Here is a 20,389-nt window from a genome sequence, read left to right as displayed (position 1 = left end):
GCGGTAACAGGGGTTCGAATCCCCTTGGGGACGCCATTAAAGCCGCTCAAACACTAAGCATTACGCTTTAGAGATTAACGTCTCTTAAAGTCTAACGCTTAGGGTTTAATTACTCTTGCTCTTTAACAATCTGGAAAGCTGATAGAAATAATTTGTAGTTCTTGATACGCAAGTGTCTTAGAAATTCTTGGCGAAATATAGTTGTAAGCATCAGTCACTGATGCAAACGACCCCGCTTAGAGAAGCATCTTTTTTTATGATACCTAATCTGTACGTAAGTAGAGGTTAGGTGAGCGAATAGCGTCGGTATCGAGGCGTTGCGAGAATGAGCACCTGAGCATAGTTTACTATGTGAGGGGGCGAAGCCGAGTAACAACGAAGAGACAGGCGGTATTAGCCACATAACGGGACACTTCTTGGGGTTGTATGGTTAAGTGACTAAGCGTACACGGTGGATGCCTTGGCAGTCAGAGGCGATGAAGGACGTGCTAACCTGCGTTAAGTACGGATGAGCTGGTAAGAAGCGCTTGAGTCCGTAATATCCGAATGGGGAAACCCACTCTACTTAGTAGAGTATCGTTACATGAATACATAGTGTAACGAGGCGAACCGAGGGAACTGAAACATCTAAGTACCTCGAGGAAAAGAAATCAACCGAGATTCCCCTAGTAGCGGCGAGCGAACGGGGACCAGCCCTTAAGCATTCTTGGCGATAGTGGAATGGTCCTGGAAAGACCAGCCGTAGTGGGTGATAGCCCCGTACACTAAATTGCCTTTAATGTGAAATCGAGTAGGACGGGACACGTGATATCCTGTTTGAATATGGGGGGACCATCCTCCAAGGCTAAATACTCCTGACTGACCGATAGTGAACCAGTACCGTGAGGGAAAGGCGAAAAGAACCCCTGTGAGGGGAGTGAAATAGAACCTGAAACCGTGTACGTACAAGCAGTGGAAGCCCACTTGTTGGGTGACTGCGTACCTTTTGTATAATGGGTCAGCGACTTAATTTTAGTAGCAAGGTTAACCGTATAGGGGAGCCGTAGGGAAACCGAGTCTTAACTGGGCGAATAGTTGCTAGGATTAGACCCGAAACCCGGTGATCTAGCCATGAGCAGGTTGAAGGTTGAGTAACATCAACTGGAGGACCGAACCCACTAATGTTGCAAAATTAGGGGATGACTTGTGGTTGGGGGTGAAAGGCCAATCAAACCGGGAGATAGCTGGTTCTCCCCGAAATCTATTTAGGTAGAGCCTCGGACGAATACTTACGGGGGTAGAGCACTGTTTGGGCTAGGGGGTCATCCCGACTTACCAACCCCATGCAAACTCCGAATACCGTAAAGTACTATCCGGGAGACACACGGTGGGTGCTAACGTCCATCGTGAAGAGGGAAACAACCCAGACCGCCGGCTAAGGTCCCAAAGTCATAGTTAAGTGGGAAACGAAGTGGGAAGGCTCAGACAGCCAGGATGTTGGCTTAGAAGCAGCCATCATTTAAAGAAAGCGTAATAGCTCACTGGTCGAGTCGGCCTGCGCGGAAGATGTAACGGGGCTAAACTATGCACCGAAGCCGCGGATGCACTCTTTATTGAGTGCGTGGTAGGGGAGCGTTCTGTAAGTCTGCGAAGGTGTGTTGTGAAGCATGCTGGAGATATCAGAAGTGCGAATGCTGACATGAGTAACGATAATGGGGGTGAAAAACCTCCACGCCAAAAGACCAAGGGTTCCTGTCCAACGTTAATCGGGGCAGGGTGAGTCGACCCCTAAGGCGAGGCTGAAAAGCGTAGTCGATGGGAAACGGGTTAATATTCCCGTACTGACGTGTACTGCGATGGGGGGACGGAGAAGGCTAAGTGAGCCAGGCGTTGGTTGTCCTGGTGAAAGGGTGTAGGCAGCGTGTTTAGGTAAATCCGGACGCGCAATGCTGAGGCCTGAGACGAAATCGCTACGGCGGTGAAGTCACTGATGCCCCGCTTCCAGGAAAAGCCTCTAAGCTTCAGGTACACGTGAATCGTACCCCAAACCGACACAGGTGGTCGGGTAGAGAATACTAAGGCGCTTGAGAGAACTCGGGTGAAGGAACTAGGCAAAATAGTACCGTAACTTCGGGAGAAGGTACGCTGAGGCATGTGAAATCCCTTGCGGATGGAGCGTGACTCAGCCGCAGTGACCAGGTGGCTGGAACTGTTTATCAAAAACACAGCACTGTGCAAACTCGTAAGAGGACGTATACGGTGTGACACCTGCCCGGTGCTGGAAGGTTAAATGATGGGGTTAGCCTTCGGGTGAAGCTCTTGATTGAAGCCCCAGTAAACGGCGGCCGTAACTATAACGGTCCTAAGGTAGCGAAATTCCTTGTCGGGTAAGTTCCGACCTGCACGAATGGTGTAATCATGGCCACGCTGTCTCCACCCGAGACTCAGTGAAATTGAATTTGCGGTGAAGATGCCGTATACCCGCGGCTAGACGGAAAGACCCCGTGAACCTTTACTATAGCTTGGCACTGAACATTGGCCCTACATGTGTAGGATAGGTGGGAGACTGTGAAGTAGTGACGCTAGTTGCTATGGAGTCAACCTTGAAATACCACCCTTGTATGTCTGATGTTCTAACGTAGGCCCCTTATCGGGGTTGCGGACAGTGCCTGGTGGGTAGTTTGACTGGGGCGGTCTCCTCCTAAAGAGTAACGGAGGAGCACGAAGGTTGGCTAAGTACGGTCGGACATCGTACGGTTAGTGCAATGGCATAAGCCAGCTTAACTGCGAGACGGACAGGTCGAGCAGATACGAAAGTAGGTCATAGTGATCCGGTGGTTCTGTATGGAAGGGCCATCGCTCAACGGATAAAAGGTACTCCGGGGATAACAGGCTGATACCGCCCAAGAGTTCATATCGACGGCGGTGTTTGGCACCTCGATGTCGGCTCATCACATCCTGGGGCTGAAGTCGGTCCCAAGGGTATGGCTGTTCGCCATTTAAAGTGGTACGCGAGCTGGGTTCAGAACGTCGTGAGACAGTTCGGTCCCTATCTGCCGTGGGCGTTGGATGATTGAGAGGAGCTGCTCCTAGTACGAGAGGACCGGAGTGGACGAACCCCTGGTGTTCGGGTTGTATCGCCAGATGCATTGCCCGGTAGCTACGTTCGGAATCGATAACCGCTGAAAGCATCTAAGCGGGAAGCGAGCCTCAAGATGAGTCATCCCTAGGGCTTTACGCCCTCTGAAGGGCCGTTGGAGACTACAACGTTGATAGGCAGGGTGTGTAAGCGCAGCGATGCGTTGAGCTAACCTGTACTAATTACCCGTGCGGCTTAACCATACAACACCCAAGAAGTGTGAGACCTTGCGGTCAAGAACTACCAAACAAATTATTCAGATTAGCGTACTCAACAGTACGATAATCAAAATTCAGCCTTCCAGATTACAATTTATGCCTGGCGGCCATAGCGCTGTGGAACCACCTGATCCCATGCCGAACTCAGTAGTGAAACGCAGCCGCGCCGATGATAGTGTGGCAGCTGCCATGTGAAAGTAGGTCACTGCCAGGCAACCATTTAGTCCCGTACTATCAAGCTTTGCGGAGTGGTAGTTCAGTTGGTTAGAATACCGGCCTGTCACGCCGGGGGTCGCGGGTTCGAGTCCCGTCCACTCCGCCATTTTAAAGAAGCCCTTAGCTTATTGATAGCTAAGGGCTTTTTGCCTTTTTATCCTCGCCAAAACTCTTCATTCCTACTTTGTCAAATCCTCCCCCGTGACCAAACCGTGACCATTTCGTGACCACGCACCTGTTTAGACCGGTATTCGAAACAGCTTCCAGCGTATCAAGTAGTGAACTGAGAGTTCAGCGTATCCATTTGCCTTTCATTCAACTAATCGTAATGGGATGATGATAAATTTGATGTCGTTATAGCAATTACATTATTTATTGGGTCAGATTTATCCAGCTTCGATTACAAAGTGATTTCACTCGACCTATGTCAGCAATAAAGTGCTGCCATGCCGATGTGCAGGCATCAATAATGTCGTTGTAATAGTTGAAGCAACGGTTAGCCAGTGCATGTTCCAACCTTGTTCGATAGGATTAAGTTCGGGAGAGTAAGGGTGGCAACTTAATCATACTGATATTGGGAAACGCATTGGCACACTCAGCAGTATGCCATCCTACGATGACCACGGCATGTCGATTGGGCTGAGTACGCACTGATATCAGGGCTAAATGTACTTTCATGATCTCTCGATTGACGATTGGACTCAGTAACGCCTCTGTTGCTCCCGTTGCTGGACAAATAGCACCGAAACGATACGCATACTCAAATTTTTGCTGCTGAAACGGCCTTGGGTCGGCTGCCTCAATCAATGTTGTGTCTGGTATCAGCGGTTATTTGGTTGGCATAATTGAGAACGCAGCCTAATGCACACATACGTACTCTCGCTTGGCACCATGCAAGGCAATAGGTGGAGCCCGTAAGATAGCTCATACGCCGCTGCGTCGGTTGGTACGCATTGCAAAGAAGTTGTATAGCGGGCCGAAGATTAGTGCCACGTACTAGCCATAGCCGAAGCTTTCCGCTAGGCCTAGGAAGAAGCTTGACCAGCTCAACTAAGTGAAGCCTGGCAGCAGGTGCAACCAGCTTTCATACATGGCTTGGTTGGGAAACAGCAGGTCGAAACCGACGCACAGGATGAAGGGCACGGCGAGGAATAATCCCAAGCTCATCCCTAGAGCGATCACAGGGATTCGTGGTACGACTTGGCTCTGCAAGGACGTGCCATAGCACAACTTGGGCTTGAGGCTCGAAGTGGTCTCTACGTCAGGCATGCTCATTCTCCGGCTGGGTGGGCGGGAGTTTGGTATCATCAAAAGCAATATATTGCTCGGGCACAGCCTTGAAGCGTTCTCGGCAGTCACGCGAGCAGAAATAATAGACATGACCGTCATGGACGCTTGGCTTGGCTGTTTCGGTGCGGACGGTATTGCCATACACTGGGTCCATGTCATCGGCGGGTAGCGTCCAGTGTAAGCCTTCGATCGCCTGTCCTTCAGGTCCCCTCTCGTCATGCTTGGCCTTGCCACGTCCATGACCCATCACATGAGCACCGCAGCCAAAACGTATCATCAGGAAGATGATTCCTGCCCAGATCATGAAGTACAGCAGTTCCGTCATCGCCTCTCTCCTTTAACTATCAACCGTGTACCCCTTAATCATCTTCAAACCTTATCCTATACAGCCAATCTGAATTGAAGCTGAATGGTGATAGAGAGCACGACGTAAGCAAGGGAAAGCTAGGAATAGTCGGCAGGGCGTTTTTCAAGGCTGTTATTGAGTTGATTTAGATTAACTCTGGATTTGCTTTGACCCACCTATTCAGTTTCATTTCAGGTTACTGTGGTTTGCTTGAGGGAGAACCTTGGATTAGCTTCCTTGAGATGATTACCGAGAATATTGGGGCTACACTAATATTCGAGGGTACGACTTAAACTTATTAAGTAGCCATCAAACCTACTACAAAGGCCAATCGAAATGGACATAAAAACATTTGGAGAACTGATCGATTGGACTCGCAACCTGCATGCCCATCTGGCGCGCTGTCTTTCTCATTGTGCGACACAGAATGAGGAAGAAAGAGCCCGGGCACTTCTCGATTATCTGGCAGCCCACGAGTCTGAAATGGAACGTATCGTAGACGAGTTTAAGCGTCAGGCTGCCACAAAAGTTCTGGATACATGGGTTTATGACTATATATCCCATCATCCCATCAAAACTCACCGGACGTGTGACGAGCCATATGTGAAGCTTGATTTTAACGGTATTTGCCGAGAGGTATTCGACTTTCACGATCAAATTATTTTTCTCTACCAAACATTGGTTGGTAAAGCCGTGATTCCTGAGGCCAAAGAGTTGATGGAGTCGCTATTGACGATGGAGCAAAATGAATTCAAGCGCCTAGTTCGTCAGGTTGGCCGGATGGATGATCTCTAATTGTACTGATACACAACCACTGCGTCCGATCGGTATGATCTAGTGATTATGGAGTTTCAAATCAATTAAAAGCTTATCTGATTGGGGTGGATATCCATCAAGAGCCAGTCGTTTACAGCGATGATCGTTCGTTACGTGGTGTTCACTCCATGCTCTTTCATAAAAACATCGGTTTGTTCACGTGTTGGTCGCCTACCTCAAAATCCTGACGTTCCAGTAAGTCTTTTGACTTAAGGCGATAAGGACAGATGCGTTTAGGTATGACCATGATATAGAAAGTGGCGTTTTTGTACGGCTGACTAACAAGTATATTATGCTCTTATTATGATGTGCAGCTTAACGGTAAGCATAGTGCTCATTTTTATCATAATGCTGATAAATGACAGCAGTCAAAAAGACGGCTAAATCGATAAGACATGAATCGGAGTAAGACCGCAGGATCCAGATTAACGGGTAATATCGATGGTGTAGCCCATGCCTCTGATAGTTTGAATAAGTTTAAGACTGAAGCCATCGTCTATTTTTACGCGCAAGCGGCGAATGGCCACGTCGATGACATTGGTGTCACTGTCGAAATTCATGTCCCATACCAGAGAGGCGATGAGCGAGCGCGGTAATACCTCTCCTTGGCGGCGCACCAACAACTCCAACAGCGCAAACTCTTTGTTGGTTAAGTGAATGTGCTCTCCGGCACGCACTGCGTGGCGACGTGGTAGGTTGAGCGTGAGATCGGCCACTTCCAGTTGAGTACTGGGTGCTTGAGTGCTGCCTCTGCGCAGTAAGGTCCGTACTCTGGCCAGCAATTCAGAAAAGGCAAAAGGCTTGACGAGGTAATCGTCGGCCCCCAGCTCCAATCCCCGTACCCGGTCTTCTACGCTGTCTTTGGCAGTTAAAAATAACAGCGGCATGTGTCGCCCTTGCTCGCGCAGCGCTTCGACAATTCGCCAGCCATTAAGATCTGGCAGCATGACATCGAGAATGATCAAATCGTAAGGCTCAGTGACCGCCAGATGCAGGCCATCTAAACCATTGCGGGCAAGATCCACCACAAACCCTGCCTCATTGAGCCCTTTTTGCAGATAATCCCCTGTTTTTTGTTCATCTTCGATGATCAGAATTTTCATTTTAGCCTCTTTGTACTGTGATTTATGACCCATGATGGCGACCAAGGCGCGCTACTGCCAGCCTTATGTTTATAGCTTGAGGCCAGCTTGCTGCCAGTCACATGACCGCAACATGACAATTTTGTAATCTTACAGTCATGTTGACGACAGGCTGACCTTCTATTCTTTCCTTATATAAACATTCCTAATGAGCAGAATGCCAACAAGGAGAGAAGTCGCAATGAAAGTAATCGAGAACAGTCCCAATCTACCCCGACGTAGATTTGTACAAGGACTCGCCGCCGGTGGCGTGGTGTTAGGCATGGTGCCCATGTTGAGACCCGCTCAAGCTGCCAGTCTGGGTACTATAACTGGCGATGTACCCGTGCTGACCGGAAAAGAGTTCGACCTGATTATCGATGAAACGCCCGTTAACTTTACTGGCAAAACACGCATGGCCACCACCATTAACGGCTCCATTCCTGGCCCAACACTGCGCATGCGTGAAGGAGATGAGGTGACCATTAGGGTGACCAATCGGCTGAAAGAGCCGACCTCCATTCACTGGCACGGTATTATTTTGCCTTATCAGATGGACGGCGTGCCGGGCATTAGTTTTGCGGGTATCGCTCCCGGCGAAACCTTTACTTATAAGTACAAGTTGGAACAAAGCGGCACCTATTGGTATCACTCTCATTCGGGCATGCAGGAACTCACCGGTATGTACGGGGGATTAATCATCGATCCCGCCGCAGGCGATAGCATTAAAGCCGACCGCGAACATCTGGTGTTGCTCTCGGACTGGACCGATGAAAATCCGATGCGAGTATTAGGTAAGCTCAAGAATCAGGGCGATCTCTACAACTTCAATCAACCTACGGTATTCGACTTCTTTCGTGATGTGTCCAGTGATGGCTTAACGTCAGCACTAAACAAACGGCAGATGTGGAACGAAATGCGCATGAGCCCCACCGACTTGGCAGATCTGTCCTCGGAGACGCTGACCTATCTCATGAACGGCACCGCTCCTGCGGGCAACTGGACGGCGCTGTTCAAACAAGGTGAACGAGTGCGGTTGCGCTTTATTAATGGCGCTGGCAATAGCTTTTATGATGTGCGGATCCCTGGCCTTAAAATGACGGTGGTTCAAGCCGACGGTCTGAATGTAGAGCCAGTCACCGTGGACGAATTCCGGTTTGGCCCTGGCGAAACTTATGATGTGCTGGTTGAACCTGAGGCCGAGGCTTATACCCTGTTTGCCCAAGCGATGGACAGAACCGGTTATGCCCGCGGCACTTTAGGTACGCGAGCAGGACTGAGTGCTGCCGTGCCCGAGTTGGACCCAGCTGAATGGCTGACGATGGCCGATATGATGGGCGATATGGGTGGTATGGATCACGGCAGCATGGATATGGGCGCCATGGCAGACATGGACCATAGCAGTATGAATATGAACGGCATGGATCATAGCGCCATGAACATGGGCGCTATGGCTGGGGGATTAAGTAAGGCGAGCAGCGAGGTGAATCATGCTCGTAGTGAGTATGGTCCTAGCGTGGATATGCGGGTAGATACGCCGCGCACCAACTTGGACGATCCCGGCATTGGCTTGCGCAACAACGGCCGTCGAGTACTGACCTTGGCTGACTTGCGTACCCCGGGCGGCCCTATGGATCCAAGACCGGCGGAGCGGGAAATAGAACTACACCTAACCGGCAATATGGAACGCTATACTTGGTCGTTCGATGGCGTTGAATTTGGCAGCTCTACACCCGTGCACTTTAACTATGGCGAACGAGTGCGCATCATTCTGCACAACGACACCATGATGACTCACCCCATGCATCTGCACGGTATGTGGAGCGAACTGGAAAATCCGGACGGTAGTTTTCAGGTACGTCGCCACACCATACAGGTGCAACCGGCGCAACGGATCAGCTTTTTGGTCACTGCAGACGCGCTTGGACGTTGGGCTTGGCACTGTCACCTAATGTTCCATATGGATGCGGGTATGTTCCGCGAAGTGGTGGTGTCATGAGCGGGATAAACGGAAGGAAAGCGACCATGAAATCCGGATTGAACAGTATATTACTGGCCTTAACAGTGCTGCCAGCTGGCGCTGCATTGGCTCAAGACGCTCATGCTGGGCATGTCTCAGCACCGGCAAACAGCCAAATGAAAGACATGGACCACAGTCAAATGAAAGACATGGACCATAGTCAAATGAAGGACATGGACCACAGTCAAATGAAGGACATGGACCACAGTCAAATGAAAGACATGGACCATAGTCAAATGAAGGGCATGGACCACAGTCAAATGAAGGACATGGACCACAGTCAAATGAAGGACATGGACCACAGTCAAATGAAAGACATGGATCATAGCCAGATGCAGGGTATGGATCACGGTAGCATGCAGATGCAGGGGGGCTCCCCCCCCGCCGATGCCAGAGATCCCGATGCCTATTCCGGTGGTTTCACCTTGGAAGACGGTCCCTATGCGTTGCCCGGTCCTCGTCAGTTAAGACTGGCTGACGAGCATACTTTCTACGGGGTGCTAGTCGATAAATTAGAGCGGGTAGATAACGGTGCAGGCCATGCCTTAGCCTTTGACACTCGTGCTTGGATTGGTCGTGATTACAACCGAGCCGTACTAAAAGCAGAAGGAGACATAGAGCAAGGCAAGCTGGCAGAAGCCAGTACTGAGCTGTTATGGAGCCATGCACTGAGCACCTTCTGGAACAGTGAATTAGGTGTGCGTTATGATACGGGCCACGGGCCAGATCAGGGCTGGTTGGCCTTAGGTGTGGCGGGCTTGGCCCCTTATTGGTTTGAACTCGATGCCACAACCTATTTGGGCGACGATGGACAAACGGCGTTAGCCGTAGAAGCGGAATATGAACTCTTATTAACCCAGCGACTGGTATTGCAACCCAGTGTGGAGTTGACCGCTTATGGTAAGGATGATGCCGAACGCGGCCAAGGCCAAGGTTTATCTGAGCTAGTAGCCGGTGCTCGACTGCGCTATGAAATCGATCGCCAGTTTGCCCCCTATCTAGGCTGGGAATGGGCGACGGCGTTGGGAAATAGTGCCGATCTACGGCGAATAGAAGACGAAGCGACCCAGGAAACTCGCTGGTTGGCTGGGGTTAAATTCTGGTTTTAAACTGTAACTGCACTTAACAAACACCTTTAAGGAAATACACATGAAAAAAACACTATCCGTATTAATGCTGTCTTTATTACCCGGCTTGGCAATGGCTGCCGGCGAGCACGGTGACCATCAAGGTCATGATATGGCGGCGATGCAACAGAATATGCAAGGGGTAGGTCTGCCTGGTAAGGCGGCCGACGTGAGTCGCACTATCGAAGTAGTGATGCATGATAATATGCGTTTTTCACCCGATCACATCGAAGTGAAAGCCGGTGAAACCGTGCGCTTATTTATTAAAAATTCGGGTAAAGCGGCGCATGAATTGGTGATTGGTGATGTGGCATCTTTGCAAGAACATGCCGACATGATGCGCCAAATGCCGGATATGAAACACGCCGAGCCCAATATGATCAGCCTACAACCAGGACAGAGAGGCGGCTTAGTCTGGAAATTCGATCAAGCAGGCAGCGTTGATTTTGCCTGTCTACTCCCCGGCCATATGGAAGCGGGTATGAAGGGCCGTGTAGAGGTAATGTAGGACTGTTAAATTAGAACAGGTAATAGTAGTCGCACAAATGCATTAAAAAACATGTAACACTAATGGCATGGGCCTCGCCCATGCCATTTTTTAGTTAATTGAGTAAGAGGATGTAATAGCGTGAAAAAAATATCAACAGCCCCTCGTTGGCGGTTATGGGGCGTAGTGGTTGGCACGCTCGTATTCGTTGTTATTATCAGTAGTCGATTTCTACAGAACGGTGAGCCGGAGCAGCAAAACCAGCAAGCACAATTATCCCAGGGCAAACAAGCTTATAACGACAATTGTGCCAGCTGTCATGGTGTAGATTTGAAAGGCACTCGCCAAGGCCCCTCCTTTATTCATCCGGTGTATGAGCCTTCTCATCATGGTGACGAAGCATTTTATCGTGCCGCCGCTAATGGCGTGCGTGCCCATCACTGGCGTTTTGGCGATATGCCGCCGGTATCGGGTGTTACCCGAGCAGAGGTGGGTGAAATAATTAGTTATATTCGCAATCAGCAGCGAGAAAACGGCATAAAATAAACACGATAATAATGAACATGACAATAATGTCATGTTCATGACAGGTTCTCGTCAGATATGCATTGCTATCCTTTATATTTATTAAAATCAATTTATTTATAAAGGGGAATACCATGTTTAAACCTGTCGCACTGCTTATCTTCTCTGCCGTTAGTATTTTTTCTGCTCCATTAGTTATGGCATCCAGTCATTACAAGCCCGCTAACGTTTGTTTTAACGTCCTGAGTAACGGCACTGATGGGGTAGATAGATTTGACACAAAGATGGCTAAATTACAGGCTAAGAAAACAGGTAAAGATTTATCAGCCTGTATTCCCGCCAAGGTATATCTGAATGAAGTTAGCAATGGCACCGATGGCGTCGACCGTTTCGATGCAAAAATGAGAAAGTCACGTGAAAAAAATCAATTAGCGGCTCAACAACGAGAAAACTCCGCTGATGTGTATCTTAACGGTGGCAGTAATGGTACAGATGGTGTCGATCGCTTTGATGAAAAAATGAGAACGTCACGTGAAAATAACCGTTCAAAAACTTTAGGAACCAAGGCGCCAGTAGCAATAATGCCGTCAAACGGGACTAACCAGAGCGTTACATTTTAATAGTAAAATACTACATTGGTCAGTAGTGAAAATATAATTAACCTATTAACACCGATGGCATGACAATGAAAAACCAAAGGGGTTCAATAGCTAACTAACTCCTTCGTTACTGGGAAGTCTGTAGTGAAATTAATTTCATACGGACTTTCCACGCAACTTAAAAATAAATTCATCTAGATTGTTTATCATTCTTACTCGCCGGTTGAAAAATATAAAGTACCTTGGGTGAACATACGTCATCAAGCCACTTGCAGGTTATGATGGAAAGAAGAGTAGATGGCAACTATTCCAGGCTATGGCTGCGACTACGTGATGTAGCCAACATTTTTAGATATACATATAAAATTAATTGACCATATTAGGTTTGGTGTCGACATTAATAATTTGGTTTCAGGGGGGCGGAAAACATCATTCTGAGGTTAGCTATCAAGGAGTTGTCATTTAGTTTAGTTATTATTTTTGTTTTAAATAGGAAGTTAATTATGGCGGGTGTCAGTGTGTGGCAGTTACTGATTGTAGTGCTAATTGTGGTGCTATTATTCGGTACTAAAAAATTGAGTGGCTTGGGTGGAGATCTGGGTTCTGCGGTGAAAGGCTTTAAAAAGGCGATGAGTGGCGACGAGCAAGAGGCGGCCAAAGACAAACAAGATGCGTACTTTGAGCAAGAAGCGCTGTTTGACAAAAAAGGCCAAACAGACCAAGCAAAAACCAAAGACAATGATCGAGTATAAGCATGTTTGATATTGGTTTCTGGGAGCTAATAGTGATCGCCGTGGTTGGCCTCTTGGTGCTGGGCCCCGAGCGATTGCCGGTTGCAGTCAGAACCGTGTCACGCTTGTTTAAAGCGGTACGCGATACGGCCAATACTGTAAAGACGGAGTTGAGCCAAGAGCTGCGTATAGATGAGCTGAATCGAGACCTCAAAAAAGCCGAGAGTCTCGATATTAAGCACTTGAACCCAGAGCTACTAGAGTCAGTCGACCAGCTAAAAGATGCCGTTGCGTCTGTTGCTCGTTGCTATGAAAATAAGGCACAGCCTGAATTTGATATTGAGCTCAAGCCTAAGCCAAAAATAGAGCGAAACATAGTGCAGGATAGAGAACAAAAAATACCGCAAGATGACTCGGTTCTATCGCCTCCGGCCTCGCAGGATAAATCTTAAATGAATCAAGTACATCAGCCTTTATTTAGCCACCTAGTTGAGCTGAGAAGGTGTATTTTACGTGCCTTCGTCGCTATTCTATTAGTGTTTTTAATTTTGGTGTATTTTGCTAACGACATTTATACCCTCTTAGCTGAACCCTTACTGCGTCAATTACCCGAGGGCGGCACTATGATTGCCACGGGGGTGGCAACGCCTTTTTTAACGCCGATGAAGTTGACCTTAATTGTGTCCTTCTTCCTAGCCATTCCTTATATTTTGTATCAGGTGTGGGCATTTATCGCAGCTGGCCTGTATAAGAACGAAAAGCGCCTGATTGCCCCCTTGGTATTTTCTAGCGCCTTGCTGTTTTATGCGGGCGCGGCCTTTGCCTATTTTGTGGTGTTTCCCTTAGCGTTTGGTTTCTTCACCAAGATGGCGCCGACCGGGGTGACTATTGCCACCGATATCGCCAGTTATTTAGATTTTGTACTGGGGCTGTTTATCGCCTTTGGTATCGCCTTTGAGATCCCTATTGTGACTATCATTATCTGCTGGACCGGCATGATGACGCCCAAAGCACTGGCCAGTAAACGCCCGTACGTGATTGTGATCGTATTTGTGGTAGGCATGTTGCTAACACCGCCTGATATTATCTCGCAAACTCTGTTGGCTATTCCAATGTGGTTGCTGTTTGAGGTAGGCCTGTTCTTTGCGCGTTTCTACGTGCGCATCCCGAAAGAAGAGAGCGGAGTTCAGCTTAATGATAGATACTGAAGTTAAACTTAACTGACCGTCAGTGGGATGAAAGAAGAGAGGCTGAAGACGTGTCGGCGCTGAATCTTGACCGTTCCCTGATAAGGCGAGAAGACCGACACTATCAAGGAGGGTAGATTTAAACCTTTGAAGTATCCCTAGTAAAAAATGCCAGTCAGCTTAACCGATTGTCATCCAAAGCTTAGGCTCCCTTTTTATTTAAAAGTAATATTACTCACACGGAAACCAAACACTAAAACAGGTTTCTTGTGCATCAGAGTGCACAGCAATAGTGCCGTGATGCGCGATGATAATCGCTTGGGTAATCGCTAGCCCCAGCCCCGTGCCCTCGGTTATTGGTTGGCGTGCATGGTCCACTCGGTAAAAGCGGTCAAACAGATGAGGCCATTCTTCTGGTGGAATCGCCGCTCCTGGATTGGCTACCGTCACGGTTGTGCCTTGATTATTACTGCTAATGGTCATGCGCACTTCACCCTCTGCCGCTGTATAGCGAATGGCATTAGTGAGTAAATTACTGAAAGCGCGTTGCAGCATGGCTTTGTCGCCCAGCAATGAAGCTTGGCCTTGTCGGTGTAGGCGTACTTGTTGTTCACTGGCCAAGGGCTCAAAAAATTCAATTAGTTCATCCAATTCATCATTCAAGGCCAGCGGCTCGCGCTGCATGGTTAACTGGCCTTGCTCTGACTTGGCAAGAAATAACATTTCACCAATCATCCGCGCTTGCCGCTCGGCAGTCTCCAGGTTAGCGTAGAGCACTTCTTTGTACTCTTCGGCATTACGCGGCTGTGCCAACGCCACTTGGGTTTGCATCATTAGGCTGTTAACCGGAGTGCGCAGCTCGTGGGCAATATCGGAAGAAAAGGCCGTTAGCCGCTGAAAAGAATCTTCCAGTCGATCCAGCATGTCATTGAAGGCCTGAATGGGTGCGTGTAGCTCTGATGGTGCATTGGCCAAAGAGAGCCGATGATCGAGTTTATTGGCAGTAACCCGAGCGGAAAGCGAGGCTAGGCTGCGTAATGGTTTTAGACCGGTCCGCGATGCAAACCATCCTAGCAGCACGGAGATCAAGGCAATACCGCCAGTGAACCAGACAAGGCCTATTTTTAGTTCATCAATAAAATGCTGATGATAGCTGGAGTCTATTACCATACGTACCAACACCGAGTTGGCTGTATCGGTTCGAGACATGGACGGATCCAAAAAAACCTGTTCTGTAATACTGCGATAACGAATACCGTCTTCGGTCCAGCTCTCTTGTAATGGTAATGATGTAAAGCTGGGAAAAATTCGACTCATACCCGGTTGCTGATCATAAGTGACGTTAGTGCTTGCTAGCACTTGGCCATGTCGATCTTTAATCAGTAGATAAAAGCCATCATGCCCAGAGAGCATGTTATTTAAACCTGCTTCTAACTCTAACCAGCTCTGTTTATCGCCCTGTAATTGAGTGGAAATAAATTTTTTGGTTAGTATTATCTTACTTTTAAGGTCAGTTTCATCCTGTTGAGCAAAGTGGTGCTCCAGCGATTGCATTAATACGACACTCACCAATCCCCATACTGCCAACATGGCAATACTGAACGTAAGACTGAGTCGAGTTGTTAAAGAAAGATAACTGCCCATTATGTAGCCCTTTACTCTGTAATGCTCCAACGTTGCCCAATATACCATGCTATGAACAGGCACAAGTCAGATGATGGCAAGGTGATCGTAGTATCAGGTGTTCATAGGTCTACGGGCTGCATTTTGATTTTTAAAATATGATACTCCACGGTCAGATGCATGATCTCATGGACAGGCTTTAAGCGCTCTCGAATCATATTTGCATTGATGGTTGAGTTACCCAATACGCTCACAATCGCTGCTCGGGCCTCAGGGACAACCTGCCATATGTGCAAATCCGTGACTTCCACATCACCGGTTTGGCCAAGGATTTCACGAATCTCCTTCGCAACGTGTTCATCCGTATGGTCAGGCAATACATCCGCAGTATCTCGCATTAACAACTAGGCCCATAGGACCTGTGGTGTAACCTGCGGCTGTTTCACCCATCATCATGATGACCATCAGAGCAACAACCCAGATAGTACGCTTGGCATTCTCGTCGTGTGACGCTCCCAAAAAATATGATCATGGGTGTAGCTATTGTGCACATTACTTATATCTGTGAATCCTATTTGGTGCCGCGCCTGACTTTGTCAGCTCGCATAATGAAGCTGCCTTGCTGGTTCATGCTGCCAGCAATCACCTGGTCACCCATCTTTTTGCTCACCGCTAGGGGGGCTCCGGTTACCAGAGATTCGTCAACATGGGAGCTGCCTTCCAGAATCTCTCCATCCAGTGGTACTTTATCGCCCGGACAGACTCGCAAACGGTCGCCGACCTTCACCTGATCGAGGGAGATGTCGGACTCGACCCCATCATCATCCAACTTTCTTGCCGTGGCCGTGGCCGAGGCCAGATCTAGTCGGACTTTTATCGCACCTGTGGCTTTCTCGTGAGCACGAAGTTCCAGCACTTGCCCAAGTAATACCAACACCACAATGACGGCCACCGCTTCGAAATACACGGTAACTGAACCATCTGCCTGCCGTAAAATATTTGGGAAAACCTGTGGAGACAATGTCGCGATAAGGCTATAGACCAACGCAATGGCGGTACCAATGGGGATTAGTGTGAACATGTTCAGGTTGCGGTTGAGCACTGACTTCCAGCCCCGAGCAAAGAAGGGCCAGCCGCACCAGACCACCACAGGCATTATCAGTATCAGCTGAATCCAGTTGGAAGTTTGTGATGATACGATGTGATCAAGACTTGTAAGGTGGCCCCCCATTTCAAGTCCCAACACAGGGAGGGCGAGAAGCAGACCAATCCAGAACCGACGAGTCATATCCGTAAGCTCTTTCAATGGCCGATCGTCGAGGTTCACTTGCTTCAGCTCCAAGACCGTCACGCAAATCAGACAATTGCTATGGATTTCTGGATGCCTCGGGCATGTGTATATAGTGCCGGAGATAACCGGCTCCGCTGGTTCTTTCCCCTCACTGAAGTATGTTTCTGGATCCTCATCAAACTTTGACTGACATCGGATGGAACAGAAATAATAGGTCTTGCCAGTATGGTGGCTGCGATGTTCTGCCGTATGAGGATCTACGGACATGCCGCAGACCGGGTCTTCAACATGATTTTCATGGGTAGGGTGATCGTATTGGTGTGAGTGCTGATGATCACCCATTACGTGATCCTGCTTTGTCCGCTGGCCAGTCCGAAAATGCAATAAAGTACAGAAGAATCAGATTTACCACCGGAATAATAATCAGGATCCCCATCCAACCCTGATAACCGATGCGCTGACAGATTCGCCAGACTGGTATAACGAACAGAATGGCAATGACCAACATCCATAGCCAATGCCCAGTCGACATAGTGTTACAAAACATATTCCCTTCCATCATGAGAGTATCCTCCAATTTAGGTATTGAATATCAGTAATTGTGTGCCTCGGACTCATCACTTTTCATCGCCTTATTTTTGGCGGAAGACATCAGGAATATCTGTTCGACAATCACTATAGCAATTCCTTAATGCAGTACTTTCAGTTCCCACCGGTCATAGTCCGATACATCGCTAGTCATCTATAGCGGTATAGCCTCTGTGCCTGTCTTCCGTTACGCCTTCCGGGCGGCTGGCCAGTTCTCGGTTTTCATGAGCAGACAGACTACTTACCACCAGGTATCGGTCGATCCATGGGAACAAATGACTAGCTGGCAAGATTCTCGACGGTGCGTGGTCACTCCCATGCAGTTCAACACACGAAGCTGAAATATGCCTGAAAAAAGTAACTACACATGTATTTTATTGACCAGAATCAAGAGCGAAACTACAGTCCAATCTATTGAAGAAACCTGATACCTACATCTATATGTTGAACTATCCACTATATCTAAAGGCTCAAAATGCAAGACGTGCCCCAGGAAAATCAACTAAATACCAATAATATCCACGCAGACCAGCTCAATCGGCAGTGTTACTGCGTCACTCTTGACCAAAAAGCCCTCAACGAGAGCCTACAGAGTCAATTTATGGGTGCCGAAAACGATCTTTCAGCGGTTCCTGAACTCCATCATTTTTTTTCCAATACGCCTGTTTTCGTCCCTCGAGCTGACATAGTGACGATGGAACGTATCGTTCAGGCGATCGAAGCAGCCGCCGAGCTTCCGTTGTATCGGGAGTACGCCCTGTCCTGGGCGCCGGAAATCGCACGTTTCGATCCAGGCCCCCTGGGGGCCTTCATGGGCTATGACTTTCACCTGGGCCCAGACGGTCCTCAGCTGATTGAGATTAATACCAATGCCGGCGGCGCGTTTTTGAACACGGTACTGGCGCGGGCTCAGCATCAATGCTGTGATCCATCTCAACAAACCGCAGCGACCAAGCAGGCACTGGATGAATTTGAGGATACGGTGTTTGATATGTTTCAACAGGAGTGGCGACGGCAGCGTGCTGACTCTATACCCAGTCGTTTGGCCATAGTGGACGACGCCCCAGAGACTCAATTTATGTTTCCCGAGTTTCAGCTGGCCCAACAGCTACTCCAAGCCCGAGGAATTGATACGTTGATACTCGAACCATCGGAGCTCGAATATGTCGATGGTGTATTGACAGCAAAGGGCAAGCCTATCGACATGGTGTACAACCGACTGGTGGACTTCGCGCTGGACGCCCCGGCTAATGAGGTGCTAAGGCGCGCGTATCTAGACGGCGCGGTGGTGGTAACACCCAATCCTCATGCACATGCGCTCATGGCCGACAAACGCAACCTGATCCTGTTGTCTGACCCCCTGACTCTACGCGACTGGGGGCTCAGTGAGGCAGAGGCTGGGTATCTGGAGCGCGCCGTGCCCAAGACCCGAGGGGTTTCAGCAAGCGATGCAGAAGAACTGTGGAGTGCGCGACGAGAACTGTTCTTCAAGCCGGTTGCTGGCCATGGCAGCAAAGGTGTATACCGAGGCAACAAGTTGACCCGGCGCGTTTTTGAAAACATTCTTAACGGCGACTATATCGCGCAGAACTTTGTTCCAGCGGGGGAACGGACCATGAGGATTGATGGCACCGTAACCACCAGAAAGGTCGATATTCGTCTTTATACCTATGCGGGAAAATGTTTGCTTGTCGCTGCACGTATATACCAAGGCCAGACCACTAACTTTCGCACGCCTGGCGGTGGCTTCGCGCCCGTGTTTCAGGTGTGAATATTTATCTATTTTTAATACGTCTTAGGTCATGCCTCACCTGACACTGATCATGGCTCAGCGGCCGACTGTGCTTATAGCTCTTTCAGGACACCGCCAATGGTTCATTTAATCACATATTAATCATCAACAAATCTTCATAACTTCATTGGTGTTTTCAGACAAGTATGCTGGCATTCAGCCAATGTTCTGTTTCGGCTTAGAGGCAAGGTTGCCTCAGAGTCATCAATTAAACGCGACAGAATAGGAGAACTAACATGACGCAGCGGCCGACCATACGAGTAGCAATCAATGGTTATGGTGTTATTGGAAAACGAGTGGCCGATGCGGTCGCCATGCAGGACGATATGGTGCTAGCCGGAGTCGCAGATACCGTCCATGACTGGCGAACACGAGTTGCCATTAGCAAAGGATTTCGACTGTATGGAGCCACTAATGCACATGCCGTCGCCATGTACCAAGCAGGTATTGCCATTTCCGGCACGCTGAATGATTTGCTCGATGAAGCTGACATCGTAGTGGACTGCACCCCCAAACATGTGGCCAGCCAGAATATCGAAATATACCGGCAGCGTGGTCTCAAATTTATTGTCCATGGCGGCGAGAAACATGAGACTACTGGCCATTCATTTGTTGCCGAAACCAGTTACGCCTCGGCGGTCGGGCGCGACTGTACTCGCGTCGTGTCATGTAACACAACGTCAATCGTTCGTACTCTTACAGCCCTTAAACACCGCGGCTTACTTCTTCGCGCCCGCGGCACATTACTACGTAGGGCGACGGATCCGTGGGAAAGCCATCTGGGCGGAATTATGAATACGGTAGTGCCCGAGCGGGATATTCCCAGCCACCAAGGCGCAGACGCCCAGAGCGTTGACCCTGACCTTGATATCGTAACGATGGCAGTCAAGATCCCCGAAACACTTGCCCACCTGCATTATTGGTCGGTACAACTAACCCGTCATGCAAGCAAAGATGAAATACTGGATGCGTTCCGCGCCTCCTCTCGTATTGCCTTGATTCGGACCGACGACGGTTTAACCGCTATCAACGCCGTTAAGGAGCTGATGGCCGATCTCGGCCGGCCTCACGATAGCTTATATGAAGTCGCGCTTTGGGAAGACATACTCAAAGTTCAGGGTGATGAGTTGTTCTATACCTATATGGTCGACAATCAGGCCATTGTGATCCCGGAAACGATTGATGCGATACGCGCACTTACCGGAATTGAACCTGATGCTGATCTGTCGATACGCAAAACCAATGCCAGCCTCGGAATCGGCTCCCTTTCCAGCGTAATCTATAGGCCATAAAT

General features: G+C 48.9%; 16 protein-coding genes, 2 tRNA genes and 2 rRNA genes (1 of these 20 only partly in view). 15 read left to right on the top strand and 5 right to left on the bottom strand.

The features are described from left to right. From R0134_RS14445 to R0134_RS14430, 4 genes are all read left to right on the top strand, one after another. Window positions 1–36, top strand: a tRNA-Glu gene (locus R0134_RS14445) (it extends 40 nt beyond the left edge of the window). Between the two features lie 392 nt (window positions 37–428). After that, window positions 429–3,321: ribosomal RNA gene (locus tag R0134_RS14440) — 23S ribosomal RNA — on the top strand. Window positions 3,322–3,435: 114 nt separating this feature from the next. Continuing rightward, window positions 3,436–3,550 (top strand): 5S ribosomal RNA (gene rrf, locus R0134_RS14435). A 31-nt stretch (window positions 3,551–3,581) separates the two neighbouring features. Further along, window positions 3,582–3,658, top strand: a tRNA-Asp gene (locus R0134_RS14430). A gap of 1,155 nt (window positions 3,659–4,813) precedes the next feature. Here the strand turns inward: R0134_RS14430 and R0134_RS14425 are convergent. Further along, a complete protein-coding gene (locus R0134_RS14425) occupies window positions 4,814–5,167 on the bottom strand; it encodes a YHS domain-containing protein (protein ID WP_319782656.1) in 354 nt (117 codons plus the stop codon). A 357-nt stretch (window positions 5,168–5,524) separates the two neighbouring features. Between R0134_RS14425 and R0134_RS14420 the strand changes: the two genes are divergently transcribed. After that, window positions 5,525–5,983, top strand: coding sequence for an ATPase (locus tag R0134_RS14420; protein WP_319782655.1), 459 nt, complete (start codon window positions 5,525–5,527; stop codon window positions 5,981–5,983). Between the two features lie 446 nt (window positions 5,984–6,429). On the opposite strand, the gene R0134_RS14415 is transcribed toward R0134_RS14420, so the two are convergent. Then, window positions 6,430–7,107 carry a heavy metal response regulator transcription factor gene (locus tag R0134_RS14415; protein ID WP_319782654.1) on the bottom strand — a complete coding sequence of 226 codons (678 nt, stop codon included), beginning with the start codon at window positions 7,105–7,107 and terminating at the stop codon, window positions 6,430–6,432. Between the two features lie 220 nt (window positions 7,108–7,327). Here R0134_RS14415 and R0134_RS14410 point away from each other — a divergent pair, with 220 nt between their 5' ends. The 8 genes from R0134_RS14410 (at window position 7,328) to tatC (ending at window position 13,822) form a co-directional block, all read left to right on the top strand. Further along, the gene (locus tag R0134_RS14410; RefSeq protein WP_319782653.1) at window positions 7,328–9,124 is read left to right on the top strand and encodes a copper resistance system multicopper oxidase; all 1,797 of its coding nucleotides are present in this window, start codon (window positions 7,328–7,330) and stop codon (window positions 9,122–9,124) included. A 26-nt stretch (window positions 9,125–9,150) separates the two neighbouring features. Continuing rightward, the gene (locus R0134_RS14405) at window positions 9,151–10,254 is read left to right on the top strand and encodes a copper resistance protein B (RefSeq protein ID WP_319782652.1); all 1,104 of its coding nucleotides are present in this window, start codon (window positions 9,151–9,153) and stop codon (window positions 10,252–10,254) included. A gap of 40 nt (window positions 10,255–10,294) precedes the next feature. After that, window positions 10,295–10,780: a cupredoxin family protein gene (locus tag R0134_RS14400; protein WP_319782651.1), complete on the top strand. Its 486-nt coding sequence runs from the start codon at window positions 10,295–10,297 to the stop codon at window positions 10,778–10,780. A gap of 120 nt (window positions 10,781–10,900) precedes the next feature. Continuing rightward, on the top strand, window positions 10,901–11,305 hold the full coding sequence (locus R0134_RS14395) for a cytochrome c (protein WP_319782650.1): 405 nt from the start codon (window positions 10,901–10,903) through the stop codon (window positions 11,303–11,305). Between the two features lie 113 nt (window positions 11,306–11,418). Then, on the top strand, window positions 11,419–11,904 hold the full coding sequence (locus R0134_RS14390) for a hypothetical protein (protein ID WP_319782648.1): 486 nt from the start codon (window positions 11,419–11,421) through the stop codon (window positions 11,902–11,904). A 482-nt stretch (window positions 11,905–12,386) separates the two neighbouring features. Beyond that, entirely contained in the window at window positions 12,387–12,635 is a 249-nt protein-coding gene (gene tatA, locus R0134_RS14385; protein ID WP_319782647.1) for a twin-arginine translocase TatA/TatE family subunit, read from the top strand. 2 nt (window positions 12,636–12,637) lie between these two features. Then, a complete protein-coding gene (tatB, locus tag R0134_RS14380) occupies window positions 12,638–13,066 on the top strand; it encodes a Sec-independent protein translocase protein TatB (protein ID WP_319782646.1) in 429 nt (142 codons plus the stop codon). After that, entirely contained in the window at window positions 13,067–13,822 is a 756-nt protein-coding gene (gene tatC / locus R0134_RS14375; RefSeq protein ID WP_319782645.1) for a twin-arginine translocase subunit TatC, read from the top strand. A 210-nt stretch (window positions 13,823–14,032) separates the two neighbouring features. Here the strand turns inward: tatC and R0134_RS14370 are convergent, their stop codons facing one another. From R0134_RS14370 to R0134_RS14360, 3 genes are all read right to left on the bottom strand, one after another. After that, the gene (locus R0134_RS14370; protein ID WP_319782644.1) at window positions 14,033–15,445 is read right to left on the bottom strand and encodes a heavy metal sensor histidine kinase; all 1,413 of its coding nucleotides are present in this window, start codon (window positions 15,443–15,445) and stop codon (window positions 14,033–14,035) included. Window positions 15,446–15,546: 101 nt separating this feature from the next. After that, window positions 15,547–15,822 carry a hypothetical protein gene (locus R0134_RS14365; protein ID WP_319782643.1) on the bottom strand — a complete coding sequence of 92 codons (276 nt, stop codon included), beginning with the start codon at window positions 15,820–15,822 and terminating at the stop codon, window positions 15,547–15,549. Window positions 15,823–15,995: 173 nt separating this feature from the next. After that, window positions 15,996–17,057 carry a YHS domain-containing protein gene (locus R0134_RS14360; RefSeq protein WP_319782642.1) on the bottom strand — a complete coding sequence of 354 codons (1,062 nt, stop codon included), beginning with the start codon at window positions 17,055–17,057 and terminating at the stop codon, window positions 15,996–15,998. A 721-nt stretch (window positions 17,058–17,778) separates the two neighbouring features. Between R0134_RS14360 and R0134_RS14355 the strand changes: the two genes are divergently transcribed. Together R0134_RS14355 and R0134_RS14350 are read left to right on the top strand one after the other, a co-directional pair. After that, window positions 17,779–19,074, top strand: a complete 1,296-nt coding sequence (locus R0134_RS14355) for a hypothetical protein (RefSeq protein WP_319782641.1) — start codon at window positions 17,779–17,781, stop codon at window positions 19,072–19,074. A 257-nt stretch (window positions 19,075–19,331) separates the two neighbouring features. Further along, window positions 19,332–20,387, top strand: coding sequence for a type II glyceraldehyde-3-phosphate dehydrogenase (locus R0134_RS14350; RefSeq protein WP_319782639.1), 1,056 nt, complete (start codon window positions 19,332–19,334; stop codon window positions 20,385–20,387). The last annotated feature ends 2 nt before the right edge of the window (window positions 20,388–20,389 follow it).

This window comes from Oceanisphaera sp. IT1-181 (assembly GCF_033807535.1).
In the GTDB taxonomy this organism is placed as follows: domain Bacteria; phylum Pseudomonadota; class Gammaproteobacteria; order Enterobacterales; family Aeromonadaceae; genus Oceanimonas.
Note: the sequence above shows the minus strand (reverse complement) of the source record. Positions and strands in the feature narration are given on the sequence as shown.